Genomic DNA, 20,239 nt, shown 5'->3' on the forward strand with positions numbered 1-20,239 from the left:
AGCCTATCCGGATAGCTCATAGAAGGCATCTCCTTAAGCCAAAGATCCCCCCTCGGCATCAACGGCCTATGTTTAACTAAATCATTTATTCACATGTCACAGAAGTTTATCAAGAGTCAGAACAAGAACCCCGAGTCGGTCGCCTACGGCAAGTACTACGCCCAGGCCGTGTACGACAGCAAGTTCATCGAGACCGAGGACCTGGCCGACTACATCCAGTCGCAGGCCAGTGTGAAGCGAAGCGACATCATCGCCGTGCTCACTGAGCTGGGCGAGGCCATGAAGCACTACTTCGAGCTCGGCCAGAAGGTCCACCTCACCGGCATCGGCATCTTCAAGGTCGGTTTCTCCAGCATCGGTGTCGCCAAGAAGGAGGACTGCGGTGCCGCCACCATCACCTCGCGCCGCGTGCTCTTCCAGCCCGAGACTGAGCGTGTCGTCGTCGGTCAGGAGAACAAGAACGGCAAGGTGAAGCAGAAGTACGTCGTGGCCAAGACCCTCATCAAGGATGTGGTCTTCGAGGAGACCCACGACAACGCCGTGAACGCCGCCACCTCCACCGGCAACTAATCAGTGAAGGGAACTGCCCGCCAGTCCTGGGTGATGCAAAGGCTACTCAGCCTGTCCATGCACAGGAACACCATCCAACACACAGCCTTGAATGCAGCCTGCTCCCAGCAGTTCCCTTCTATATTTCCACCCCAAAAACACTATCCCCCCCTCAATAAACACTCTGCGCAGCCAATAAAAAAACACGCCAGACCTTTCTTAAGACTCGCTTCGCTCATATAAGCGACCAGAGGTCGAGCGGATGGTCTGAGCGTACCTTAATGTAAGAGCGACAGGAGGAGCGGTTAAGTCTCCCCATATAGGGGGAGATTTAGTGGGGGTGGATGCTTCTTTTGGTTCTTTTCTTCGCGCCGAAGAAAGAGAACAAACAAGCAGGGTGCAACCCTGCAAATATTTTAAAATTTCAATTTTAATAAAAATGAAACTTTTCAAAAATATTCCTGCTGATAAAATCGGCCATTTTATCATTACGGTGATCACCGCCTTTGTGTCAACGTTCCTCATACAAAGCTGCATATGAAGAGAAAGTTAAACCGTGAGGACGTGAAACTCCTGATCATCCACTGTAGTGCCACACGCTGTGACAGAGCATTCAGCCCTGAATCACTGATAGCAACTGGCAACGCCCGCTTCGGGCAACCATCCTATCACTACTATATCCGTATGGATGGTGAGATTGTCTCAATCCTGCCCGAGAATATCCGAGGGGCACATGCCCGGAAATACAACCGCTGTTCTATCGGCATCTGCTACGAGGGCGGTCTCGATGCCAAAGGCCATCCTGCCGACACCCGCACTGAGGCCCAGAAGAAGGCGATGTATGAACTGTTGGAGGACCTTCGCGAGGAATATCCCGATGCCCGTATCATCGGTCACTGCGAACTCCCCCACGTCGTCAAGTCCTGCCCTTGTTTTATCCCCAGCACCTACTACGCCTCCCTCCAGCCAAAAAGTGCCCTCTAACCAAGCATCCCCAGCCTTGTTGTAGGCTGGGGATGCTTCTATACTAATCTCTTTGCAATCCACTATTTTCTATTTCAGTTCAATACCGCTATACTCTTTAATTTTGTCGCAGATTCTCTTTTTTACGCCAACCTGAAGTGGAGATTGCATCACATCAAAATCAGGTCCGTAGTTCGCCTCGACAAATTCAACATCATAATTACTATTTATCGCCACATCCCAGCCCATTAATGTATTTCCATACAACTTAGCTGCCTCACAACATGTACAAACAATTGCCTCCCATTGAGGAATTTTATAGCCCTTCAGTTTGATATTACTATCCGGATGACATTCATACCTATTGCCATCTGTATCAATTCCATCACTTTCTATCGTACCATCTTTAATATTTATCTGAGCAAAAACACCACCAGCATGCGCATTATCTACGACACTATTTCCCACACCCATTCTAAGAAAGCTCCCAAATACTTCCGATTTTTCCTTATTTGATACAGTAACCACCCTAATTGTATTTAAGCTTTGGGGATGAAATGCTTTGAGTTCTTCACATGAATCAATACATTGTTCCACCAACATTCTATCTTTCACACAAGAATCGTACAACCCTCTGACGTCTTTGGAAGCATCATCTTTGTAAATCTTGTAAATGCCCTTTCCTAGTTTTCCATCACATGGTTTAACAATACAATCATATTCTGAAGTCATCTCAGAAAAAATAACATATGATGTTTCTGGAGCATATATCCACTTTCTATGAATATACTTACTAAATGCCGTGAGGAACAACTTCTTGTTTCTAAATACCCCCTTTATTGTCCCCGGAGTATATCTACGATGAAAGTAAGCCATTTTCAGTCTTGAGATATATTCATTTCTTTCCTCTTCAGTCTTTTTATATATCTCATATTGCTTGGCATATTCATTATATGAAAACCAGTGCTTATTCAATGCCTGTTTATAATCCTCAATGTTGCCTAACGCGGAGCCTTTCTTAAATTCTTTTTTCGCTATATGAAGACAACTCCTTTTTGAAAGAATAACTTTTAATCTTGCAAATAAATTTGTTATACCTAATAACGAAACGACTCTATCGCCAACAACAGAATAAGCGAGATTAGCCACCAATGCCTTGATACGTCGATTATTTATACCCATATCTAAATATCATTTGATTCTTTCACCATCATTGATAATTTTGGCCTTCTTTAGTACGACACCTTTCTTGACCAATTTTGCGGGATTACCTGCAACAACACTATTTGGTGGTACATCCTTGGTTACAACTGCTCCTGCAGCAACTATCGAGGAGTCTCCGATGGTTACTCCAGGCAGTATGATAGAGCGAGCTCCAATTAGGCTATCCTTACCAATATAAGTATCTGTTTTCAATCTTCTACATGCGTCATGAGCTAATATCATAGCACCATTGACGATGTGTGTACCATCGCCAATATGAATACCACGAGGATTTACAGATTTATCCAGATGGGCTTTCCAAGAAATTTGAACATCCCTTCCTATATCCATCTTATATACTTTGCGTAAGTAACATGGATAAAGTCTTACTAATTTACGCCACAAATACTCCCTTAGATTTGTTATCATAATAAAAAACAACTAATGCACGGTCATGACATAACTAAGTCAATATCATCATCCCAGGGAACAAACCCATGATGCCTAATAGCACCAATCATAGTTCCCCAACTAAGAGAATACTTTATATCATTATCACGACAGCATTTATCAATACTTTTTAAAGTATCTAGCATGATTAACTTTGACTCCTCAAAAGTAATCTCTTACATTCTATTGAAATAATCTTGATTCTATTATCTTACATCACTACCATCTCCGGCACCACCATCGGCTTGGTCTTCAGGAGCATCGTGCCCCAGCTCAGACCGAGACCGAAGGAAGAGCCAAGGATCGTGGTCTCTTCTTTTCTCAGTTTATCGGCAATACGTGTCACCATCAGCGACGGGATGCTGGCACCACCGAGGTTGCCGAACTCCTCGAGGTTGTAAGGCACCTTCTCCAGCGGCAGCTTCAGCTTCTTCACCACTCTATCCACAATCATCTTATTGGCCTGATGGATCAGGAAATAGTCGATATCGGTATTGCGGTCGATATGGTAGTCGGCCAGGAACTGCTCCACCGACTTCGGGGGGCGGCTGATGGCAAACGAGAACACGTTCATGCCGTTGATGAGCGTATGGATCGGTGCACGGACAATGCCATTACCAAAGTCCTCATACTCGAAGCTCTCGGGTGTGGCCGGATGGCGGAAGCCTCCATGAGGGGTCATCAAGGCATCGGCACCCTTACCTAAGGTATGGAAGTCGATGATGATATCATGGGCGGTCTCGTCATACTCCAGGGCGATGGCCGTACCACCGTCACCGAACAAGGGCACACGGCTCTTGTCCTTCATAGAGCCCATACGCAGGGCGGTATCACCGACCAACAGCAGGGCACGACGGATCTGTCCTGTGGTCAGCAGGTTGCCTGCCACCGTGATGGCGTACATACAACCGCAGCAACCCATCGGGATATCCACACAAAAGCAGTCTTCCGACAGCCCCATCCTGTCTTGTAGCAGACAAGAGGTGGGCGGTGTGCGGTAGTCGCCAGTCACCGACTCAAAGATCAGGGCATTGATACTGTCCTTCTCCCACCCTAATTCCTCAAGTAGCTTCTCTCCTGCCGCCTGGCACATGTCCGAGGCGCACATCGTATCAGGGGCGATATGACGCGACTTGATGCCGACGGTCTTGTCGAAGACCTCTGCCTCTTCTGCCGTAAACAGGTCTATATCTGCCGTCTTCACCGTGTGTTCCGGTACGGCCATGGCCACGCCGGCGATGTTGACGTTCTTAATTTCCCATTTTGCCATTTATTATAGTCTGTTAAAGCTCTACATCATATTTCTTCAGGAGGGCCTTGCCATTGGCATAGGAGGTCATCTCCATGATATCCTCGGGATCGAACATGATGTCGAAGGCATCCTCCATCTGTGAGATCAGGCTCAGCTGATGTACGGAGTCCCATTCTGCTACAGTCTCTTTGCTGTAGTTGTCATTTAAGTCTTCTACCTTTGCGCCGAAGACTTCAACAAATGCATTGTTGTATTTCTCTATATTTTCCATTATCTTATTTTGTGTTTTTTGTTTTTTCTTTGTGGTATTCCCTTCGATGCTTTATCCGCGGTTTCCCCTTCTTGGACGAGCCAAGCGACCAGAGGTCGATTACGACAGGCTCAGGGACCGCAGAAGGGGGTGGCTCAGGGACCGCAGTTATTGTGCGGGGAGCTGGGCGTAGAGGGTTTTGCCGGCCTCGTTCTTGGGGATGGTTGGGATGATGCGGACCTCGAAGGAGGTGGCAACGAGCTTCAGGCGGTTGACCAGCTCTTCTTTCACTCGATCCTTGTAGCTCTCGTCGGTGAGATAGACCAGCATCTTCTCGTCGGTGCCGACACAGGCACACTCCAGTCCGGGGAATGCGCCCTTCACGATACGCTCACACTCATCAAGGCCGACACGCATGCCGAAGAGCTTCAGGAAACGACCCATGCGACCGACGATATAGTAACAGCCGTCTTCATCGAAATAAGCGAGGTCGCCCGTACGGATAAACCCATGGCGCTCGTCACCTAAGAGCAGGTCGTCACGCTTCCGGGCATAGCCCATCGTCACGTTCTTACCCCGGTAGCACATCTCTCCCTCGGTATGAGGGGTGGTGATGGGCTGACTATCCATATCGATGAGCGAGAGCTCACCATTGGGCACGGCGATACCGATGCTACCCACCTTCTCGACGGCCCATTTAGCGGGCAACCAGGCCATACGAGCCGTACACTCCGACTGGCCGTAAGTAGCTATCCACCGCTTGCCGTTGTCACGGCAGAACTCCGCGAACTTCAGGTTCAGTTCCTTGGTCATCCGGCCCCCACCCTGTGTCAGGAGGGTCAGATCGGGCAGATCCATGCGGAAGAACCGCATGAGGTTCAATATCTCAAAGCTATAGGGCACACCCGTAAAGCTCGTGGCATGCTCCTCTTTCATGAACCGCCAGAAGTTCCGGTCGGTCATGCTCTGATTGGTAATCAGGATGGTTGCTCCGACATAGAGATGACTGAACACCATCGACAGGCCCATCGTGTAATACAACGGTAGCACCATCAACGGACGGTCATTATCTGTCAGTTCGAAGAACGTGGAGATATTCAAGGCTGCCGCCTCGATATTCGCGTATCGGTGGCGCACCAGCTTCGGACTGCCCGTAGAACCACTCGTCGGCAACAGGTGAGACAGATCCTCATGCAACGGACACGCCTCACAGCCTGTCTTCATCAGCGTATAACCGAAACACGTCAAGACGACCTCATAGCCGAATCGCTCGGCCATCGCCTCAGGCACACAGACAAAAGGCGGCTGATAGAGCTCAAAAAGACTCTTATATAATCCTTCGTCCAGATGTGCGTTCAGGATGAGCGGCACGTTCCCTGCACAGATATTCCCGATGGTCCATGCGATGCCCCCCACATTGTTCTCCACCAACAGGAAGAACAACGACCGGGCCGGCATCAGCATCCCGGCTTGTACCGCAAAGTCGCGCAGTCCGCCATACGTCAGTTGGCTACCCTGCGCATCGATGGCAGCCACCGCCTCATGCAGCCATTTATCTAAATTCAATATCATCTATCAACTAACCATTAGATTGAGGCGCATCCGTCAACGCCCAGGATCTGACCCGAGATATACGACGCACGGTCGGAGGCCAGGAACGCACAGGCATTGGCGATGTCCTCGGGTGTTCCTAAGCGACCTAAGGCGATACGTCCGATACGCTGGTCGATCTTCGCCCCGTCGCTCTCATAGAGCTCGGCGAAACGCTCTGTCTTCACGATGCCCGGTGCCACGGCATTCACACGGACACCCTGCGATGCCAGTTCCTTGGCGGCAGACTTCGTGAACGACATGATAGCCCCTTTCGTGGCCGAATAAGCCGACTGTCCCGGAGAGCCGAGCACGGCCGTCACCGAGGCGATGTTCACGATCGAGCCACCACCGTTACGAGCCATCAGACGGGAGCAGAGCTGTACCAGTTCGATGACCGCGATCACGTTGATGCGGAACATCAGCTCCGTCTCCTGACGCACGATCATGCCAATCTTCTTGTTGAACACCACACCGGCGTTGTTCACCAAGGCATCGATATGCTTCTCTTCCTTGAAGATCGTCATCAGCGCGTTCTTCACGGCCGGCGCATCCGACACGTCGAAGTACATCGGGATGACACGGGTGTTGTTCTGCTCCGAGCACACCGTCGCCCACTCGTCCATGCTGCCCTCACGGAGATCACAGGCATAGACGATGGCACCGTCGGCGGCAAACCGCTCTGCGATGCCCTTTCCGATACCCTGCGCCGCACCCGTGATGATGCAAACCTTATTCTCTAAAAGTCTTTCCATTATATTGTTAAACCTCCATCTATAACTAAAGCATGTCCCGTCAACCATGATGAAGCATCAGAAAGCAAGTAGATAATACCATACGCAATATCTGCAGGCTCACCATAACGCTTCAAAGGATACTTCTCCATGTCAAGTTTATGCTGCTCCTCAGAAATAACTCCACCATGAATAAGGTTGGTATTAACCATTCCTGGATTGACACTATTTACCCTGATCTTTTTCGCAGCCAACTCACGGGCACAGAATTTCATTGTAGAATTAAGTGCTGCTTTAGAAGCGCCATACACCCCATTACCTAGATTAAACGAAGTATTTCCTCCAACAGAGGAAACAAAAACGACAGAGGATTCTTTTGCTGTCTTCTTCTTTTTAACCAATAGTCTGAGTAACTCAACAGGAGCAAAGAAGTTCACATCGAAAACCTCATCATATTTTTCTCTTGTACAAAAAGGGAAAGGCAAAGTCATTCCTTTGCCAGCACACAAGACAAAACCATCAAGAACAGGCAGACTGTCAACTAAAGACATGACTTGCTCCGGGTCTGTCAATTCTGCCAGGATCTGTATATGTCCAGAGCCCTCTAACTGACGGTATGTTTCGTTCAAGCGCTCCTCATTCCTTGCAGTCAAGACCACTGTAGCCCCTAACTTTGAACACTGTATTGCTGTTTCCCTACCTATACCAGAAGATGCTCCTGTGATAAGGACTGTTTTACCCTCTAATGAAAACGGGTTGTAATACGCACTCATCCTACAATTCTACTAAATCAGAAATCACGAGTCCATCTGTTCTAAAAGAAACTGTTCCCCATGACAAACCGACACCAAACCCACAAGCAATATAACTTATTGGTTTGGATTCCACCTTCCCCTTCAGTTGGGTAACGATGGTGAGCGGTATTGAGGCCATGGAAGTATTTCCGAACTCATGGAGACTATAAGGCACCTGTTCTGGCGTTGCCTTAATCTTCTTGCGAATCATCTCATTGATCATCGTATTCGCCTGATGAAGAACGAAATAATCATAGTCTTCTGCTGTTTTCTTCTCCTCTGCCATCAGTTTCTTAATGGATTTAGGAGCCGTTGATATGGCAAAAGAGAATACATCCATACCGTTCATATGGGTCTGCATACGATGCATCATCTTACCATCCACCTCTTCCATTTTAAAGGAATCTACAGTGGCAGGATTCCGGCTACCGCCATCAGGAATGATAATGGCATCATAGCCACTACCATCTGTTCCTAAATGGAAGCGCATCACGTCCTCTTCAAGCCCTGTATATTCTAATGCGGTAACAGTTCCTGCAAAGCCGAACAATGGGTCAAAATCGCACTTTGCCCGTTTGCGGGCATCACCAGCTAACAACAAGGCACGTTTCATACCATGACCAGCCAAAACAGAAGAAGCTGCATTCAGTCCATAAACCCATCCGGAGCAACCGAGAGAGATGTCCATCGCATAACACTCCTTGCTGAGTCCCATTCGCTCCTGTAGAATACAAGAGGTTGCAGGTAAGATATAGTCAGGATGCTGTGAAACAAAAAATATGCCCTCAACAGAATCCTTTTCCCAACCGAGATCCTGCAGAAGTTTCTCTGCTGCCGCAAGGCAAAGATCGGAGGCCGTGAAATCATCAGATACACGAACCTCCTTAATACCTGTCTTTTCTATAAACTCAGAAGCATCATAGTCGGAAGAATTGATTGAATCAATCTTTGAGACTATCTGCTTAGGAACACCTGCAGAAAAGCCAGCAATCCGGACTCCTTTTACTGTCAGCAAAGCCATTAGAGTTTACCCTTTACGATTTGATAGAGCTCTTCAATAGTATTGGCAGCACGCATATCGTCACCCTTCAGGGTTACATCGTATTCCTCGTCCACCATGGCTATAATAGAAAGAGCGATCAGAGAGCTCCACTCATCCAATTCACGAAACTTTGTTTCTCCCTTAAACTCACTTGCATCAGTATCATCGAACTGTTCTGCAAATTTCTCAATAAAATCTTTTAATTCCATAATGTTTTTTGTTTTTTACGGGACATCCCTATAAATAAAAAAGAGAATATACTTATAATCTTCTGGCAGGATTACCAAACACTGTGGTTCCTGCCTTGACCTTGCGTATAACAAAACTGCCGGCTCCCACATGAGCATCATCCTCAACAACCACCCCATGATTAATGATAGCTGAGGTATGGATATTTGTGTTGTTGCAGATAGTGATTCCTCCAACGCAAGTTACATGGGTGTCAATTCGATTGTAATTTCCCACCCTGACATCGTGCCCGATGATGGAAAAATTTTGAAATAGGTTAAAGTCACCAACAACACAATCAGCACCAATAATTGCATATGCACAAACAATATTACCGACACCCATCTGCACGTTAGTCCTGACACGCGCCGTGGAATGGATGATATTAATAAAGCGGCCACCATGCATTTGTATCTTCTCTATACACTTTTGACGAAAATCGGTTCCAACAGAACTTACGAACACATCATCCTCCTGGGGTATATAATCAGATAGCGTACCAATGATAGGTGGATAGTTCTGAAAATCATCCAATGCATGAATGTTGTCATCTACAAAGCCCTTTACAATGAATTCAGTACCATAGCCAATACTTTCCATGGCTATTCCATATACCGTGCGTCCCATGCCACCGGCACCAACAATAATCAGTTGTTTCATAATTTAAGCAATACAATCATACTATTATACATAATAAGCGACATAGTCATGCGATGGTACCCTCTCCTCCTCTGGCGGCAATTGCATATAATCGCCAAAATACATACGAAGGAATGTATCGTAGCCCTTAATCATTCGGCTTTTTATACCATCAAAATCCACATCCACATATTCTTCGAATAACTCTGAGGGGAAATAGAAGAAACGACTAAAACCAAAGCTACAGTCCCAAATACAGATTTTTTTGGTTTTTATTTGGTTATACTTTGAAAGGTGTTTTTCTATCTTTTTCGCAAGAGTAAAAGAAGAACAAAAAGCCAATGAAATTTGAAGGATGAACTTAGTAATCTTGAGAATCAACTTTTCGTTATTAAAATAACGAAAAGTTTTAAATAGATAAAGTTTCGTCAATAATGTTCTTTTCATCTCCCATTTCTTAAGTCCAACATCTGGAACATTATCATATGGGAAAATAGTAACCCAAAGCCCCCAAAGGCTTTTTTTCTTATAATTATTGAAAACTACTCTTGTGTCCTTTCGATAAACCTTCGTAAGAAGGTGTACGCAATTTTTATCCTTGAGTGGGGTATAGATATTGAACTTATCATCATTATATACTTCAAGAAAACGATTATAATCCTTACGTGACATCATCAAGTCGATGTCATCATCCCAGGGAATAAAACCATGATGGCGGATGGCACCTATTAGGGAGCCCCAACAAAGAGAATATTCTATGTTATTTTCACGGCAACACTTATCAATGCTATCTAGTGTCTCTAACATTATTTCTCTTGATTCTTTAAATGAAATTGTATTCATTCTTCTTCTATCTATTATCTATTTACCATTTACCATGATAATCCTATTAATCAACAAATCTGCGACCTTTTCTGCTTCAGACAAATGGACTCTCTTGGGAATGTCAACTTTAAAGCGATCTTTTACTTTTCGAATGAGTTCATCTGTATAAATAAGGTATCCATCTGCGACATTCTCAATGCCATCGCAATAGATAGACTTACGGTTCACTTGACGCATTTCTTCCATATCATATTGAGGTGTAAAGTAACCTTTGACTGTATCACCTGCCGCGTCTATTATATATGGATAACCACCGATATTACCATCTACGCCAGGTGTATGAATCTTGACCGTTGTTTTTGTGCGAATGGCAGTCAGAATGCCAAGAATAATGTCAAAATTGCTGGAGGCATTCATCATGTTTCGTTTCTGATCCGTAGGCATAGGGATACCACAGGCCCTATAAACAACATCATGATTGATATTCAATTCTTTCCCCTGATACTTAATACTAAGTAATAGCTTAACACCCTCCGTGTGTCCTTCCTTACTAATTACAACATCATGGAAATGGCTTGCGACTAAAGTTATGTCTATATCGTTCAAATTCTGAATTCCACATTGTTCTGCTACATAGAACTTCATACGAGGTATCAAGTGATTTAGATTACCACTTCCAAAATCGAAATAAGCCATACCAGCACTCTTCAACCAAGGAATCACAGCATCTGAATAAGAAGTATTGATACTGATCGCATTGCATCCTGCTTTTTCGTAAGCCTCCATGATGTTCTTACCCAATAAGACTGACATAGGAGACCATATACCATATGCACGAAGATTTGACCATGAGATTGTGCCATATTTAAGACCAGCAAACAGGCGACTGCTATTCACAATAAAGTCTGGCTGAATCTTTCTTAGTGTATTCTCAATACTTGAAACATCCTTGAAATCACAACCTCCTTCAATAACGATTTCACTACGCAACTGCCTGCGGATAGTGGCTGCAGTCTTAATGATATTCACATCTTGTGTCATCTTCTCTGCATTTCGTCCAACCACGACCAGTCGTAATTGAGGATCAGCCAGCGAAACAAGATAGTCTAACAAATAGCATCCGACACTACCCAGGCCAAAGATGGAGATAGTTATCTTTTCATTGTTCTCAATCTTCGTCTTAAGAAGATTCAATTTTTCATTTATTGCTTTCATACTCCTAACTCTTTTATTGCTCTTCGATAGTCATCAACAGTGTTACAATTATACCATTTTCTAATTTCAACAATATCCAACCAATTTTCTTTCATAGCACCAAAATACCTCTGAATGATTTCCAGATTAGTACCTTGTTCCTGTTCTGGCGTTAGGAACTGACAAATCTCCCAAACTCTAGTGGGATCTTGGAATTTCCACATCTGGCCAGAATTATAGATAGCAGTGAAGGGCTCATGAATCTCTAAACAGGTATGGTTAGTATCATAAATATAATGAGGATAGTGCTGTTCGTCAAAATACAGGACAACCGCTTTGTCAGACTTGATGGGTTCGTTATTTATTGAAATCACATTCTTAGGGGAATTAATGATAGACTCAAGACTTTCTTGATTAAAGAATAGGTCGCCCTCTATAAAGATGATTTCATCAGTCTTTTCAGATACCACTTCAATTCCTTTCAGTAGACTATATCCAGATCCATAATCATGATAATGTTCATTATATACACATTTCATCTTAGAATTGACATCCTTCAGTTCTTTGCGTATAAAATCAACCAAGTCCTCATACTTGTAACCTCCGACAACAATGATTTCATCCACCAGTTCATAGCTCATGTGTACCTGCTGACTTAGCAGAGATTTGGAAGTCGCTCCTTCGTGATAGAGACACTTCAGAACATCTTCTTTTGTGTCACGATTAAAACGGCTGGACATTCCTGCCACTGTGATTATTAGGCTCTTCATCATTTCTCTATTGAAGCGACACACATCTCCAAACCTTTATCCAAAGTAATGATAGGAGTCCAATCGGTGCGAGTACGAATCTTTTCTGTATTCAGAAATCGTCGCTCTGGATCAGAGCTACGGTAGCCACTAAAAATAATCTCCGGCTTATGCATTCCCATCTTTTCTGCTATCTTATAGGTCAGATCAATGATCGTGATTTCCTCATCGGTTGCCACATTATACACAGTACCATCCAAGGCTTTTTCAGAGTTAATAAGTGCCATAACCGAACGACAAGAATCAATATTGTGCAAGAATGCACGCCGATTTTTCTTCGAGTTCTCCAACAGCGTTACCGAACCTTTCCCAAGCAGTTCGTTTATAATATGGGGAATGATATGCTTAGCAAAACGCTCATGCTTGCTATAGACATTAGCAAAACGAATTGAACAGCCCTTAATTTTACCCTTATCCACGGCATCCTTCATGAAGAACTCGGTCATAAGCTTTCCACAGGCATAACTGGTACGTTGGCTGTGCTCTGCCGTTGACATCATTAGGTAATCGCTTTCACGCACCCCGCCGTTCTCATTCCACGAATGCATCGAATATACTTCAGAGGTAGAACAGTTGATATAGATATCAGCTTTTACCCTGATAGCCTGTTCCAAAAAACTCTTCATAGAGATGACATTCGTTTCCCAAGTATGCTCTACTTCGTAAAAATGCTCGGTATGGACAACAGCAGCACAGTTGATATAGACAGTTCTGTCAAATGAAGTTTTTTCACGCGCAACCTCATCCTCAATGATTCTCATCTGAGAGAGATTATTGATGTCGTACTCATTAAACACAAAACGAGAGTCATCAAGATAGTCCTTGATCGTTTCTATAGAACTGGCAAAGAAATTGTCGAAGCCGATAATACGACTATCCTTCTCTGCTTCCAAAATCTGGCGTACAAGTTCACTACCCGTCATTCCTGATGCGCCACTTAGAACATATAAACTTTTCATACCCCTAATATTAATCTTTCTTTGTAAAACTTATCAATGCTGTCGTTGAACAACCTCTGTTCTGCAGCCACGTCATACCATACTCCTCTGTGTTCATAATTGCCCGTCTCTGTGTCTAAAATGCCATACTGAGCGTATGGATTATGATTTCGAGGCTGACCCACTGAACCTGGATTTATAAATATAGTTCTTTTTTTGTTACGATAAACTTGGTTCTCTGAAGGGAAGAAATGCTCCACATAATGAGGGATATGAGAATGTCCACAAATGACATAGTCATATTTTGCATAACGCTCATCGTTCATTTTATCAATTCCAAACTTTCCCCAATATGGGTCATCTATGTTCCCATGAACAAAAAGAATGGTATTATGCTCTATTACTTTTTCTTCGAATCCCTGATGATTCATACACGTATCAAGATAGTTTCTTGATTTCTTTGTCAGAATGGCATTAGTGTATTTTAATACAGCCCTTCCCCTATCGGTAGAAAACCGGTCGAGGCTCCCACCGAATATGGAATACTCATGATTGCCCCAAAGGTTTACCAACACGGGCTTTGGCAGCTGTTTTGCAATTTCTATAGCCTCATTGGGTCTAGGGCCATAATTCACAAAGTCACCAAGTAATACATAAGCATCAAACTCTCCAATGCCCTCAATATCTTTAAGAACCGCCTGAAGAGCAGTAACGTTGGCATGAATATCTGAAAGAAGGACTAATCTCATTACTTTTTCAGAAAATCCATTAAAGCCTCTTTATTCTGAATAGGCGTAGTAGTTGGTCTTCCCAAGTCCTTACGATTACCTTTCTTTACACGAACTTCCATAAAAATTGGATATTCGTTAATTGACAATTGTGAATTGAGAATTGACAATTTGTTTTCTAAGGCTTCCATACAATCTATACTATAAACCGTCTTGTAACCAACTGCTTTGGCAATGGCAGAAAGGTCGATATTCAAACCTACCGTCGGCTGACCACCTACGCTATCATGGGCACCATTGTTAAATACCACGTGGATATAGTTCTTCGGTGCTTTTTGCGCCACGATCGCCATACTTCCCATATGCATAATAGTGGCGCCATCACCGTCAAAGCACCAGACTCTTCTGTCTTGTTTTTCTAACGCAATACCCAAAGCAATCTGTGAAGCATGCCCCATGGAGCCGACTGTCAAGAAGTCACGTTCATGTCCCTGATTCATTGCAGTACGGTATTCAAAAAGTTCTCTGGAGATCATACCTGTGGTTGAAACAATGACATCCTTTTCGCCTAAAGCTGCTGCTACGGTCTGAATAGCATCTTCACGAGAAAGAGCGAGATCATTCTTTTCTACATTTTGAAGCACATAAGCATCAAACGTATCCTTTTCGATAACCATCGCATAACACTGATTGGTGGCCTGCATATAGGCAACAGCCTTCTTAATTTGTGCTCCTGCCTTTTCTTCTTCCTTTGAGAGAACCGTATAGTCAATACCCATAACATTGAGCAAGCCTGTGGTCACTTTACCTTGCTTGACATGCTGAGGCTCGTCATGCACACCAGGTTTACCACGCCAGCCAATGACTAATAACACAGGAATATTATAAACATCAGAATCTGTCAGCGAAGCTAAAGGGTTAATAATATTACCCTCACCAGAGTTCTGCATATAAACGACAGGGATTTGACCTGTAGCCAAGTAATAACCAGCTGCCAAGCCCATAGCGCCGCCTTCGTTGGCTGCTATGACATTATGAACAGCGTCAGCATGGTCCGTTATATAAGCACACAGATTTTTCAATAACGAATCAGGAACGCCGGCATAGAAATTAATTCCATAACTTGCAAGCGTATCATAAAAGAATTGTGGTCTAATCATAATAAGACTATTTTTTTCTTATTTTTTCAAATACAGTTTTGACTGGTCTACCTATCCAAGCTTGGGGCACATCCAAACCAAATATGTAAGCAATTGTCGCAGCAATATCATACTGCATCATAGAATCACTTATTTCAAAACCTTTTTTTATATTATTTCCGAATATAACGAACGGTGTCTCCATTTCCTTTAGTGTTTTGCCACCATGCGTTTTGCCTATTCCCCCATGATCACTCGTCACAATAAAAATGGACTTATCTAAAAAACCTGCATCATCGACTGCTTGAATGATAACATCAAGACATTTATCCAACACTTTTAACGATTCATAATATTCATTAGAGTCAAATCCATTCGCATGTCCATAACGATCTGGATAATTATATATAATAGTACATAACGATGGGTTTTTCTCTCTTATATATTTACACGCAGAATCGTTGATTTCTGTATACCAATCCTTTCTTCTACGTATTGGCAAATAAGACGCATGATTAATCGACAGAGTATCAACAACATAATTTAACCCTTTCCATTGATAAAAAAGGCCAATTTCCACATTTTCTTTCTGTTTACGAAGCAACTGTGATACAGTCGGAAATACATTATTTTCAGAAACGACCATAGAAGGTATTTCGGCATTTTTATTATTTTGTGTATAGCCATGTATTTCAGGACTTGCCCCCATAAACATGGAAGCCCAATTTGGAGCACTTTTAGAGGGCAAAACAGAGCGTTTCTTCAGAGTCCAACACCCCTGTGCCATCATCCGTTTTACAACAGGCATTTCCGCTTTGGGCATACAATAGCTACCCCAACCATCAAAGCCTATTATAATGACATGAATATCTGACGGAAATGGATTCTTTTTGCCTTTACTATATCCCTGTAAAGAGAATAATAGGCACATTAACCCAATAAAGAGAACTGAAAGGGCATTCCTTTTCATATTATACCGCAGTCTCTATTGCTTCTTTGTTCCTGGGATTAAATTCAATATCTGCTTGATCGGCATACAATATTCATCAGATGCTTCCAGACTACGTGAAGTCTCTAGAATTCTCTTTGCACACTTCACCATAGCAGGGTAAGCGGCACGAAGCATGTGGTTGGCATAAATAACAATATTAATACCCCACTCTGCTAATTCTTCCTCCGTAAACTGGTTATAAGTCGTCGGAACTGCCACAATAGGCGTATGGGCATCCTTCTCACGGAAACGCAGACAGAACTCCTTGATATCTTCACCACTATTGTTTTTAGAGTGGATCATGATACCATCAGCTCCAGCAGCCACATAGGAATGACAGCGTTCAAGTGCATCCTCAACAGACTTACCGGCTATCAAGGACTCACAACGGGCAATAATCATAAAGTCACGGGTAATTTGTGCATCTTTACCTGCCTTTATCTTATTGCAGAATCCCTCGATAGTATCCTGAGTTTGGATAGCATCTGTGCCAAATAGAGAGTTCTGTTTCAGTCCAACCTTATCCTCAATAATAACTGCAGAAATACCCAAACGCTCTAAAGTACGAACCGTGAATACAAAATGCTCCAACTTTCCACCAGTATCACCATCATATATGACAGGTTTAGTGGTAACTTCGAGCGTATCATTCAAGTCATGCAAACGGGTAGTCAGGTCTACTGCCTCAATATCAGGTTTACCCTTTGACGTCGAGTCTGTAAGTGAAGAGGCCCACATACCATCAAACTCCTTATGATATCCATCCACTTCAAAACTTGTATGTTCAGCTATGAGACCTGTTAAACCATTATGTGACTCCAGTATCCGGACTACTGGCTTTGCAGAAATCAGACGACGGAGGGTAGAAAGACGAGCTTGGGGAGTAACACCCAAAGAATCAATCTCCTCTTTTAGGCCAGAAGCAGAAATGCCTTTTGTATATGGTATCTCTATCACTTCACCTCCTAATTTCTCCATAGTCTTAAACACATCATCGCGGAGATACTTGTCAGGACCATATACCCAATCATCACCATGAATAATATAATCAGGCTTATACCTCATAAGATTCGGCACATAACTCCAATCGTCCTGAGGAACAATAGAGGATACTCCTTTGATATTCTCTATCACATTCTTACGCTGTTCGTATGTAAGATAAGGTAAACGCTTATGGGTCGCAATAGCTTTATCTGTGTAAAGGCCTATCATTACGTCACCATATTTAGCACCTTCATTAATAATGTTAATCAATCCTGGATGCATGATATCACCAATCATGCCTAAATATACAATTTTATTTTTCATTTTTCAAAATTATTTCCAATAATATGTATTTACAATATGAGCTATTCTCTTTTCAATAGGTGGCAATGTCATATAATCACCATAAAGGTGTGATAGACTCGTATTGTAGTCCTCCATGATGTAGAATTCCCCATCTTCAAACCGGTGAAGAATAAACTTGTCCATAGATTCTTTGGGCTGCCATTCTCTAAAACCGTTTTGCATAGTAGTATAATTAGCCAAATATTCACTCGTTTCAAATGGATATTCTTGACACATTTTTATGTATTTTATCATAAAATTGGAGGGAATAAATCTTGAGATGATTTTCTTTATAAGCAATCTGACTTTTGTCCTGCGATATTTTGCCTTAGAATAAGGGATAGGAAGTCTTGCTCGAGCCAACTTCGATAATTTCCAGAGGAAAGTCATTTTCTTTATTTTCTTTCTTGCAGTCATTTCGTCAGAAGGAGCACCATCTATTGGTAATATATCTACAAATAAGCCTGTAGAACATCTTTGCCATGGCATTAATCCAGTATCCACATAAGTCCGTTCCATTTCGCAAATACGGGCAAAAGCGATACCGACATCTTCACACCCAGGCAACTCCTGCGAGAACAACTGATAACCTCGTTTAGATCGATAACTATGGATAAACCTTTCGTATTCAGGTCTTGACATCTGAACATCAATATCATCATCCCATGGAATGAAACCATTATGGCGGATTGCTCCAAGAAGGGTACCACCTCCTAGTGAATATTTTATATTGTTTTCAACACAAAACTCATGAATGTCCACCAAGATATCATACAATACTTCATGAACATCTTTTAATGTCATTTCTTTCATTATGATATATACCTTATAATTCTGTCAAAAATGCCTTTTAAGTCATACTGAGGTTGCCAACACAGATTCCTTAATTTTTCGGTTGAGAGGCGAAGTTTTGTAACAGGAGCATAACCCATATTTTCGTTTAACTCTATTCTAACATTAATAGAAGGATTAAAATGCTGCTTTACAAAAAAGGCCAAGTCTCGGATACTTATATATGTATCAGGATTTGCTACGTTATATGCTTCACCATTTTGACCTCTCAAAAGAATGTAAAGAATAGCAGATACACAATCCGTTGTATAACAATATGGTTTGGCAGACTCACCCGTTGTGTGTAACACAATATCTTCACTTCTGACAATACTCCTAGCAAACTGAGCAAATACACGATTGTCACTTTCTGATATACCTGCTCCTAATGTTTGAGTTAAACGCGCAATCTTAGCAGGTGTTCCATATTCTTCTGAGTAAGAAAAACATAAATATTCTGCCGCACGTTTCCCCATAGGATAAGAGGAACGAGATGACATGGGATTAACATGTCCTCGCACATCCTCAGTAATAAGTCTATCATCTAGAATCTGTCCATAACACTCTATTGAAGATACATAGACCATACTCTCAACATCTGTGCGTCTTGCAAAATCTAAAAGAGCAAAAGTCGACTGATAAGCCAAATTGAAAGTCTCAACAGGATGCTCTTCCATATATTTTCCTACTGTCGGACTTGCAAGATGAATAATATAATTAATAGGAGTAATTACAGTCTCACTAGATATATCCGTAATGGGGAATTCTAAGAAATTGATTGAACAAAACTCATCTGCAAATACATTCCGCGCTTTTTCAACGTCTCGTACTACCGCAAAAATCTTAATACCGAGATTATGCTCTCGATTCAATTCTAATAGGCACTTCGTCAACACAGAGCCAATAAGACCTGTTGCTCCTGTTATTAGAAATACCTTACCACGCAGTTGCTCCCATAACTCAAACTGCTTGGCAAATTGCTCTAGGTCTTCTTGCAATATCTGGTAGTTCATATGTAGCTCTAGAAACCGAAAATCTGTTGATTCTCGTGTACTTCCACCATTGCCTTAAATACAAAATAATCCGTTGGAGTAGTAATCTTTATATTCTCCATTGGCCCAATAACTTTGCCTAGCTTATATCCATAGTGGTGCATCATAGAACAGGAATCTATAAAATCATGTCGTCCCTCTAATCGCGCACGCTTATGCATCGAAAGGATATCCTTTAGGTAAAAGCTCTGCGGAGCTCGGGCTATCAAAGAGTCTGCACGAGTTGGAATCTCCAGGCTACCATCAGGCTGATTAACAATAAAGGTTTCAGTTGCAGGAACACAGGTTATACAACTTCCTTCTTCATGTACTTTGTTTATATTGTCCGTTATGGTCTGTTCTGTGATAAGAGGCCTCACTCCATCATGTATCAATACCACATCTTTATCACTCTCCGATATTTCTCCAGCAGCCGATAAACCTTTGAATATGGAGTCTTGACCAGTATCCCCTCCAGGGACAATTCTTCGAACCTTATTGATTTCAAACTTCTTTAGCATCTTTTCAAGGAAAGGTATCCAGTCCTTGACACAAGCCACGATGATTCCATCTATCATAGGATGATTGTCAAAGAGTTCTAGCGTATAGATAATGATTGGCTTACCATTATACTCCAAGAACTGCTTGGGCCTTGACTTCGTGTGCATCCGGCTACCTGAGCCACCTGCAAATATTACAGCTAAATTCATCTATATTTAATATTATGCTT

At 42.9% G+C, this 20,239-nt stretch carries 24 protein-coding genes; 2 read left to right on the top strand and 22 right to left on the bottom strand.

Annotated features, from left to right (window positions below):
* Window positions 1-93 precede the first annotated feature (93 nt).
* Both BLU99_RS01880 and BLU99_RS01885 read left to right on the top strand, forming a co-directional pair.
* Window positions 94-570, top strand: a complete 477-nt coding sequence (locus BLU99_RS01880) for an HU family DNA-binding protein (protein WP_176771005.1) — start codon at window positions 94-96, stop codon at window positions 568-570.
* Window positions 571-1,086: 516 nt separating this feature from the next.
* Window positions 1,087-1,533: an N-acetylmuramoyl-L-alanine amidase gene (locus tag BLU99_RS01885; RefSeq protein WP_091899475.1), complete on the top strand. Its 447-nt coding sequence runs from the start codon at window positions 1,087-1,089 to the stop codon at window positions 1,531-1,533.
* Window positions 1,534-1,602: 69 nt separating this feature from the next.
* On the opposite strand, the gene BLU99_RS01890 is transcribed toward BLU99_RS01885, so the two are convergent.
* The 22 genes from BLU99_RS01890 to BLU99_RS01995 all read right to left on the bottom strand — a co-directional run bounded on the left by BLU99_RS01890 (window position 1,603) and on the right by BLU99_RS01995 (window position 20,219).
* The gene (locus BLU99_RS01890; RefSeq protein WP_091899476.1) at window positions 1,603-2,694 is read right to left on the bottom strand and encodes a sugar-transfer associated ATP-grasp domain-containing protein; all 1,092 of its coding nucleotides are present in this window, start codon (window positions 2,692-2,694) and stop codon (window positions 1,603-1,605) included.
* Window positions 2,695-2,703: 9 nt separating this feature from the next.
* Window positions 2,704-3,066, bottom strand: coding sequence for an acyltransferase (locus BLU99_RS01895; protein WP_091899918.1), 363 nt, complete (start codon window positions 3,064-3,066; stop codon window positions 2,704-2,706).
* Window positions 3,067-3,167: 101 nt separating this feature from the next.
* Window positions 3,168-3,311, bottom strand: a complete 144-nt coding sequence (locus tag BLU99_RS12410) for a LicD family protein (protein WP_091899477.1) — start codon at window positions 3,309-3,311, stop codon at window positions 3,168-3,170.
* Between the two features lie 65 nt (window positions 3,312-3,376).
* On the bottom strand, window positions 3,377-4,435 hold the full coding sequence (locus BLU99_RS01905; protein WP_091899478.1) for a ketoacyl-ACP synthase III: 1,059 nt from the start codon (window positions 4,433-4,435) through the stop codon (window positions 3,377-3,379).
* Window positions 4,436-4,448: 13 nt separating this feature from the next.
* Window positions 4,449-4,688 carry an acyl carrier protein gene (locus BLU99_RS01910; RefSeq protein ID WP_091899479.1) on the bottom strand — a complete coding sequence of 80 codons (240 nt, stop codon included), beginning with the start codon at window positions 4,686-4,688 and terminating at the stop codon, window positions 4,449-4,451.
* Between the two features lie 147 nt (window positions 4,689-4,835).
* Window positions 4,836-6,239 (bottom strand): AMP-binding protein, encoded by a 1,404-nt coding sequence (locus BLU99_RS01915; protein WP_091899480.1) that lies wholly within the window; start codon window positions 6,237-6,239, stop codon window positions 4,836-4,838.
* Window positions 6,240-6,253: 14 nt separating this feature from the next.
* Window positions 6,254-7,012: an SDR family NAD(P)-dependent oxidoreductase gene (locus BLU99_RS01920; protein ID WP_091899481.1), complete on the bottom strand. Its 759-nt coding sequence runs from the start codon at window positions 7,010-7,012 to the stop codon at window positions 6,254-6,256.
* Window positions 7,012-7,764, bottom strand: coding sequence for an SDR family NAD(P)-dependent oxidoreductase (locus BLU99_RS01925; RefSeq protein WP_091899482.1), 753 nt, complete (start codon window positions 7,762-7,764; stop codon window positions 7,012-7,014). The genes BLU99_RS01920 and BLU99_RS01925 overlap by 1 nt, the downstream gene beginning before the upstream one ends.
* Window position 7,765: 1 nt before the next feature.
* On the bottom strand, window positions 7,766-8,806 hold the full coding sequence (locus tag BLU99_RS01930) for a ketoacyl-ACP synthase III (RefSeq protein ID WP_091899483.1): 1,041 nt from the start codon (window positions 8,804-8,806) through the stop codon (window positions 7,766-7,768).
* The gene (locus BLU99_RS01935) at window positions 8,806-9,036 is read right to left on the bottom strand and encodes a phosphopantetheine-binding protein (RefSeq protein ID WP_091899484.1); all 231 of its coding nucleotides are present in this window, start codon (window positions 9,034-9,036) and stop codon (window positions 8,806-8,808) included. The genes BLU99_RS01930 and BLU99_RS01935 overlap by 1 nt, the downstream gene beginning before the upstream one ends.
* 52 nt (window positions 9,037-9,088) lie before the next feature.
* Window positions 9,089-9,715 (bottom strand): PglD-related sugar-binding protein, encoded by a 627-nt coding sequence (locus BLU99_RS01940; protein WP_091899485.1) that lies wholly within the window; start codon window positions 9,713-9,715, stop codon window positions 9,089-9,091.
* 24 nt (window positions 9,716-9,739) lie between these two features.
* Window positions 9,740-10,537: a LicD family protein gene (locus BLU99_RS01945; protein WP_091899486.1), complete on the bottom strand. Its 798-nt coding sequence runs from the start codon at window positions 10,535-10,537 to the stop codon at window positions 9,740-9,742.
* A gap of 18 nt (window positions 10,538-10,555) precedes the next feature.
* The gene (locus BLU99_RS01950) at window positions 10,556-11,734 is read right to left on the bottom strand and encodes a hypothetical protein (protein WP_091899487.1); all 1,179 of its coding nucleotides are present in this window, start codon (window positions 11,732-11,734) and stop codon (window positions 10,556-10,558) included.
* Window positions 11,731-12,486, bottom strand: a complete 756-nt coding sequence (locus tag BLU99_RS01955) for a DUF6564 domain-containing protein (RefSeq protein ID WP_255397407.1) — start codon at window positions 12,484-12,486, stop codon at window positions 11,731-11,733. The genes BLU99_RS01950 and BLU99_RS01955 overlap by 4 nt, the downstream gene beginning before the upstream one ends.
* Window positions 12,483-13,481: an NAD-dependent epimerase/dehydratase family protein gene (locus BLU99_RS01960; protein ID WP_091899488.1), complete on the bottom strand. Its 999-nt coding sequence runs from the start codon at window positions 13,479-13,481 to the stop codon at window positions 12,483-12,485. Before BLU99_RS01960 ends, BLU99_RS01955 begins: the two co-directional genes overlap by 4 nt.
* Window positions 13,478-14,209 carry a metallophosphoesterase family protein gene (locus BLU99_RS01965; RefSeq protein ID WP_091899489.1) on the bottom strand — a complete coding sequence of 244 codons (732 nt, stop codon included), beginning with the start codon at window positions 14,207-14,209 and terminating at the stop codon, window positions 13,478-13,480. The genes BLU99_RS01960 and BLU99_RS01965 overlap by 4 nt, the downstream gene beginning before the upstream one ends.
* Window positions 14,209-15,348 (bottom strand): phosphonopyruvate decarboxylase, encoded by a 1,140-nt coding sequence (gene aepY, locus BLU99_RS01970; RefSeq protein WP_091899490.1) that lies wholly within the window; start codon window positions 15,346-15,348, stop codon window positions 14,209-14,211. Before aepY ends, BLU99_RS01965 begins: the two co-directional genes overlap by 1 nt.
* Window positions 15,349-15,355: 7 nt before the next feature.
* Entirely contained in the window at window positions 15,356-16,297 is a 942-nt protein-coding gene (locus tag BLU99_RS01975; RefSeq protein WP_091899491.1) for an alkaline phosphatase, read from the bottom strand.
* Between the two features lie 15 nt (window positions 16,298-16,312).
* Window positions 16,313-17,626 carry a phosphoenolpyruvate mutase gene (gene aepX / locus BLU99_RS01980; protein WP_091899492.1) on the bottom strand — a complete coding sequence of 438 codons (1,314 nt, stop codon included), beginning with the start codon at window positions 17,624-17,626 and terminating at the stop codon, window positions 16,313-16,315.
* Between the two features lie 9 nt (window positions 17,627-17,635).
* Window positions 17,636-18,460, bottom strand: a complete 825-nt coding sequence (locus tag BLU99_RS01985; protein ID WP_091899493.1) for a LicD family protein — start codon at window positions 18,458-18,460, stop codon at window positions 17,636-17,638.
* Window positions 18,460-19,491, bottom strand: coding sequence for an NAD-dependent epimerase/dehydratase family protein (locus BLU99_RS01990; RefSeq protein ID WP_091899494.1), 1,032 nt, complete (start codon window positions 19,489-19,491; stop codon window positions 18,460-18,462). The genes BLU99_RS01985 and BLU99_RS01990 overlap by 1 nt, the downstream gene beginning before the upstream one ends.
* A gap of 8 nt (window positions 19,492-19,499) precedes the next feature.
* Window positions 19,500-20,219, bottom strand: coding sequence for an IspD/TarI family cytidylyltransferase (locus BLU99_RS01995; protein ID WP_091899495.1), 720 nt, complete (start codon window positions 20,217-20,219; stop codon window positions 19,500-19,502).
* Between the last annotated feature and the right edge of the window lie 20 nt (window positions 20,220-20,239).

Origin of the sequence: Prevotella sp. lc2012 (genome assembly GCF_900107065.1) — a bacterium.
Classification (GTDB): domain Bacteria; phylum Bacteroidota; class Bacteroidia; order Bacteroidales; family Bacteroidaceae; genus Prevotella.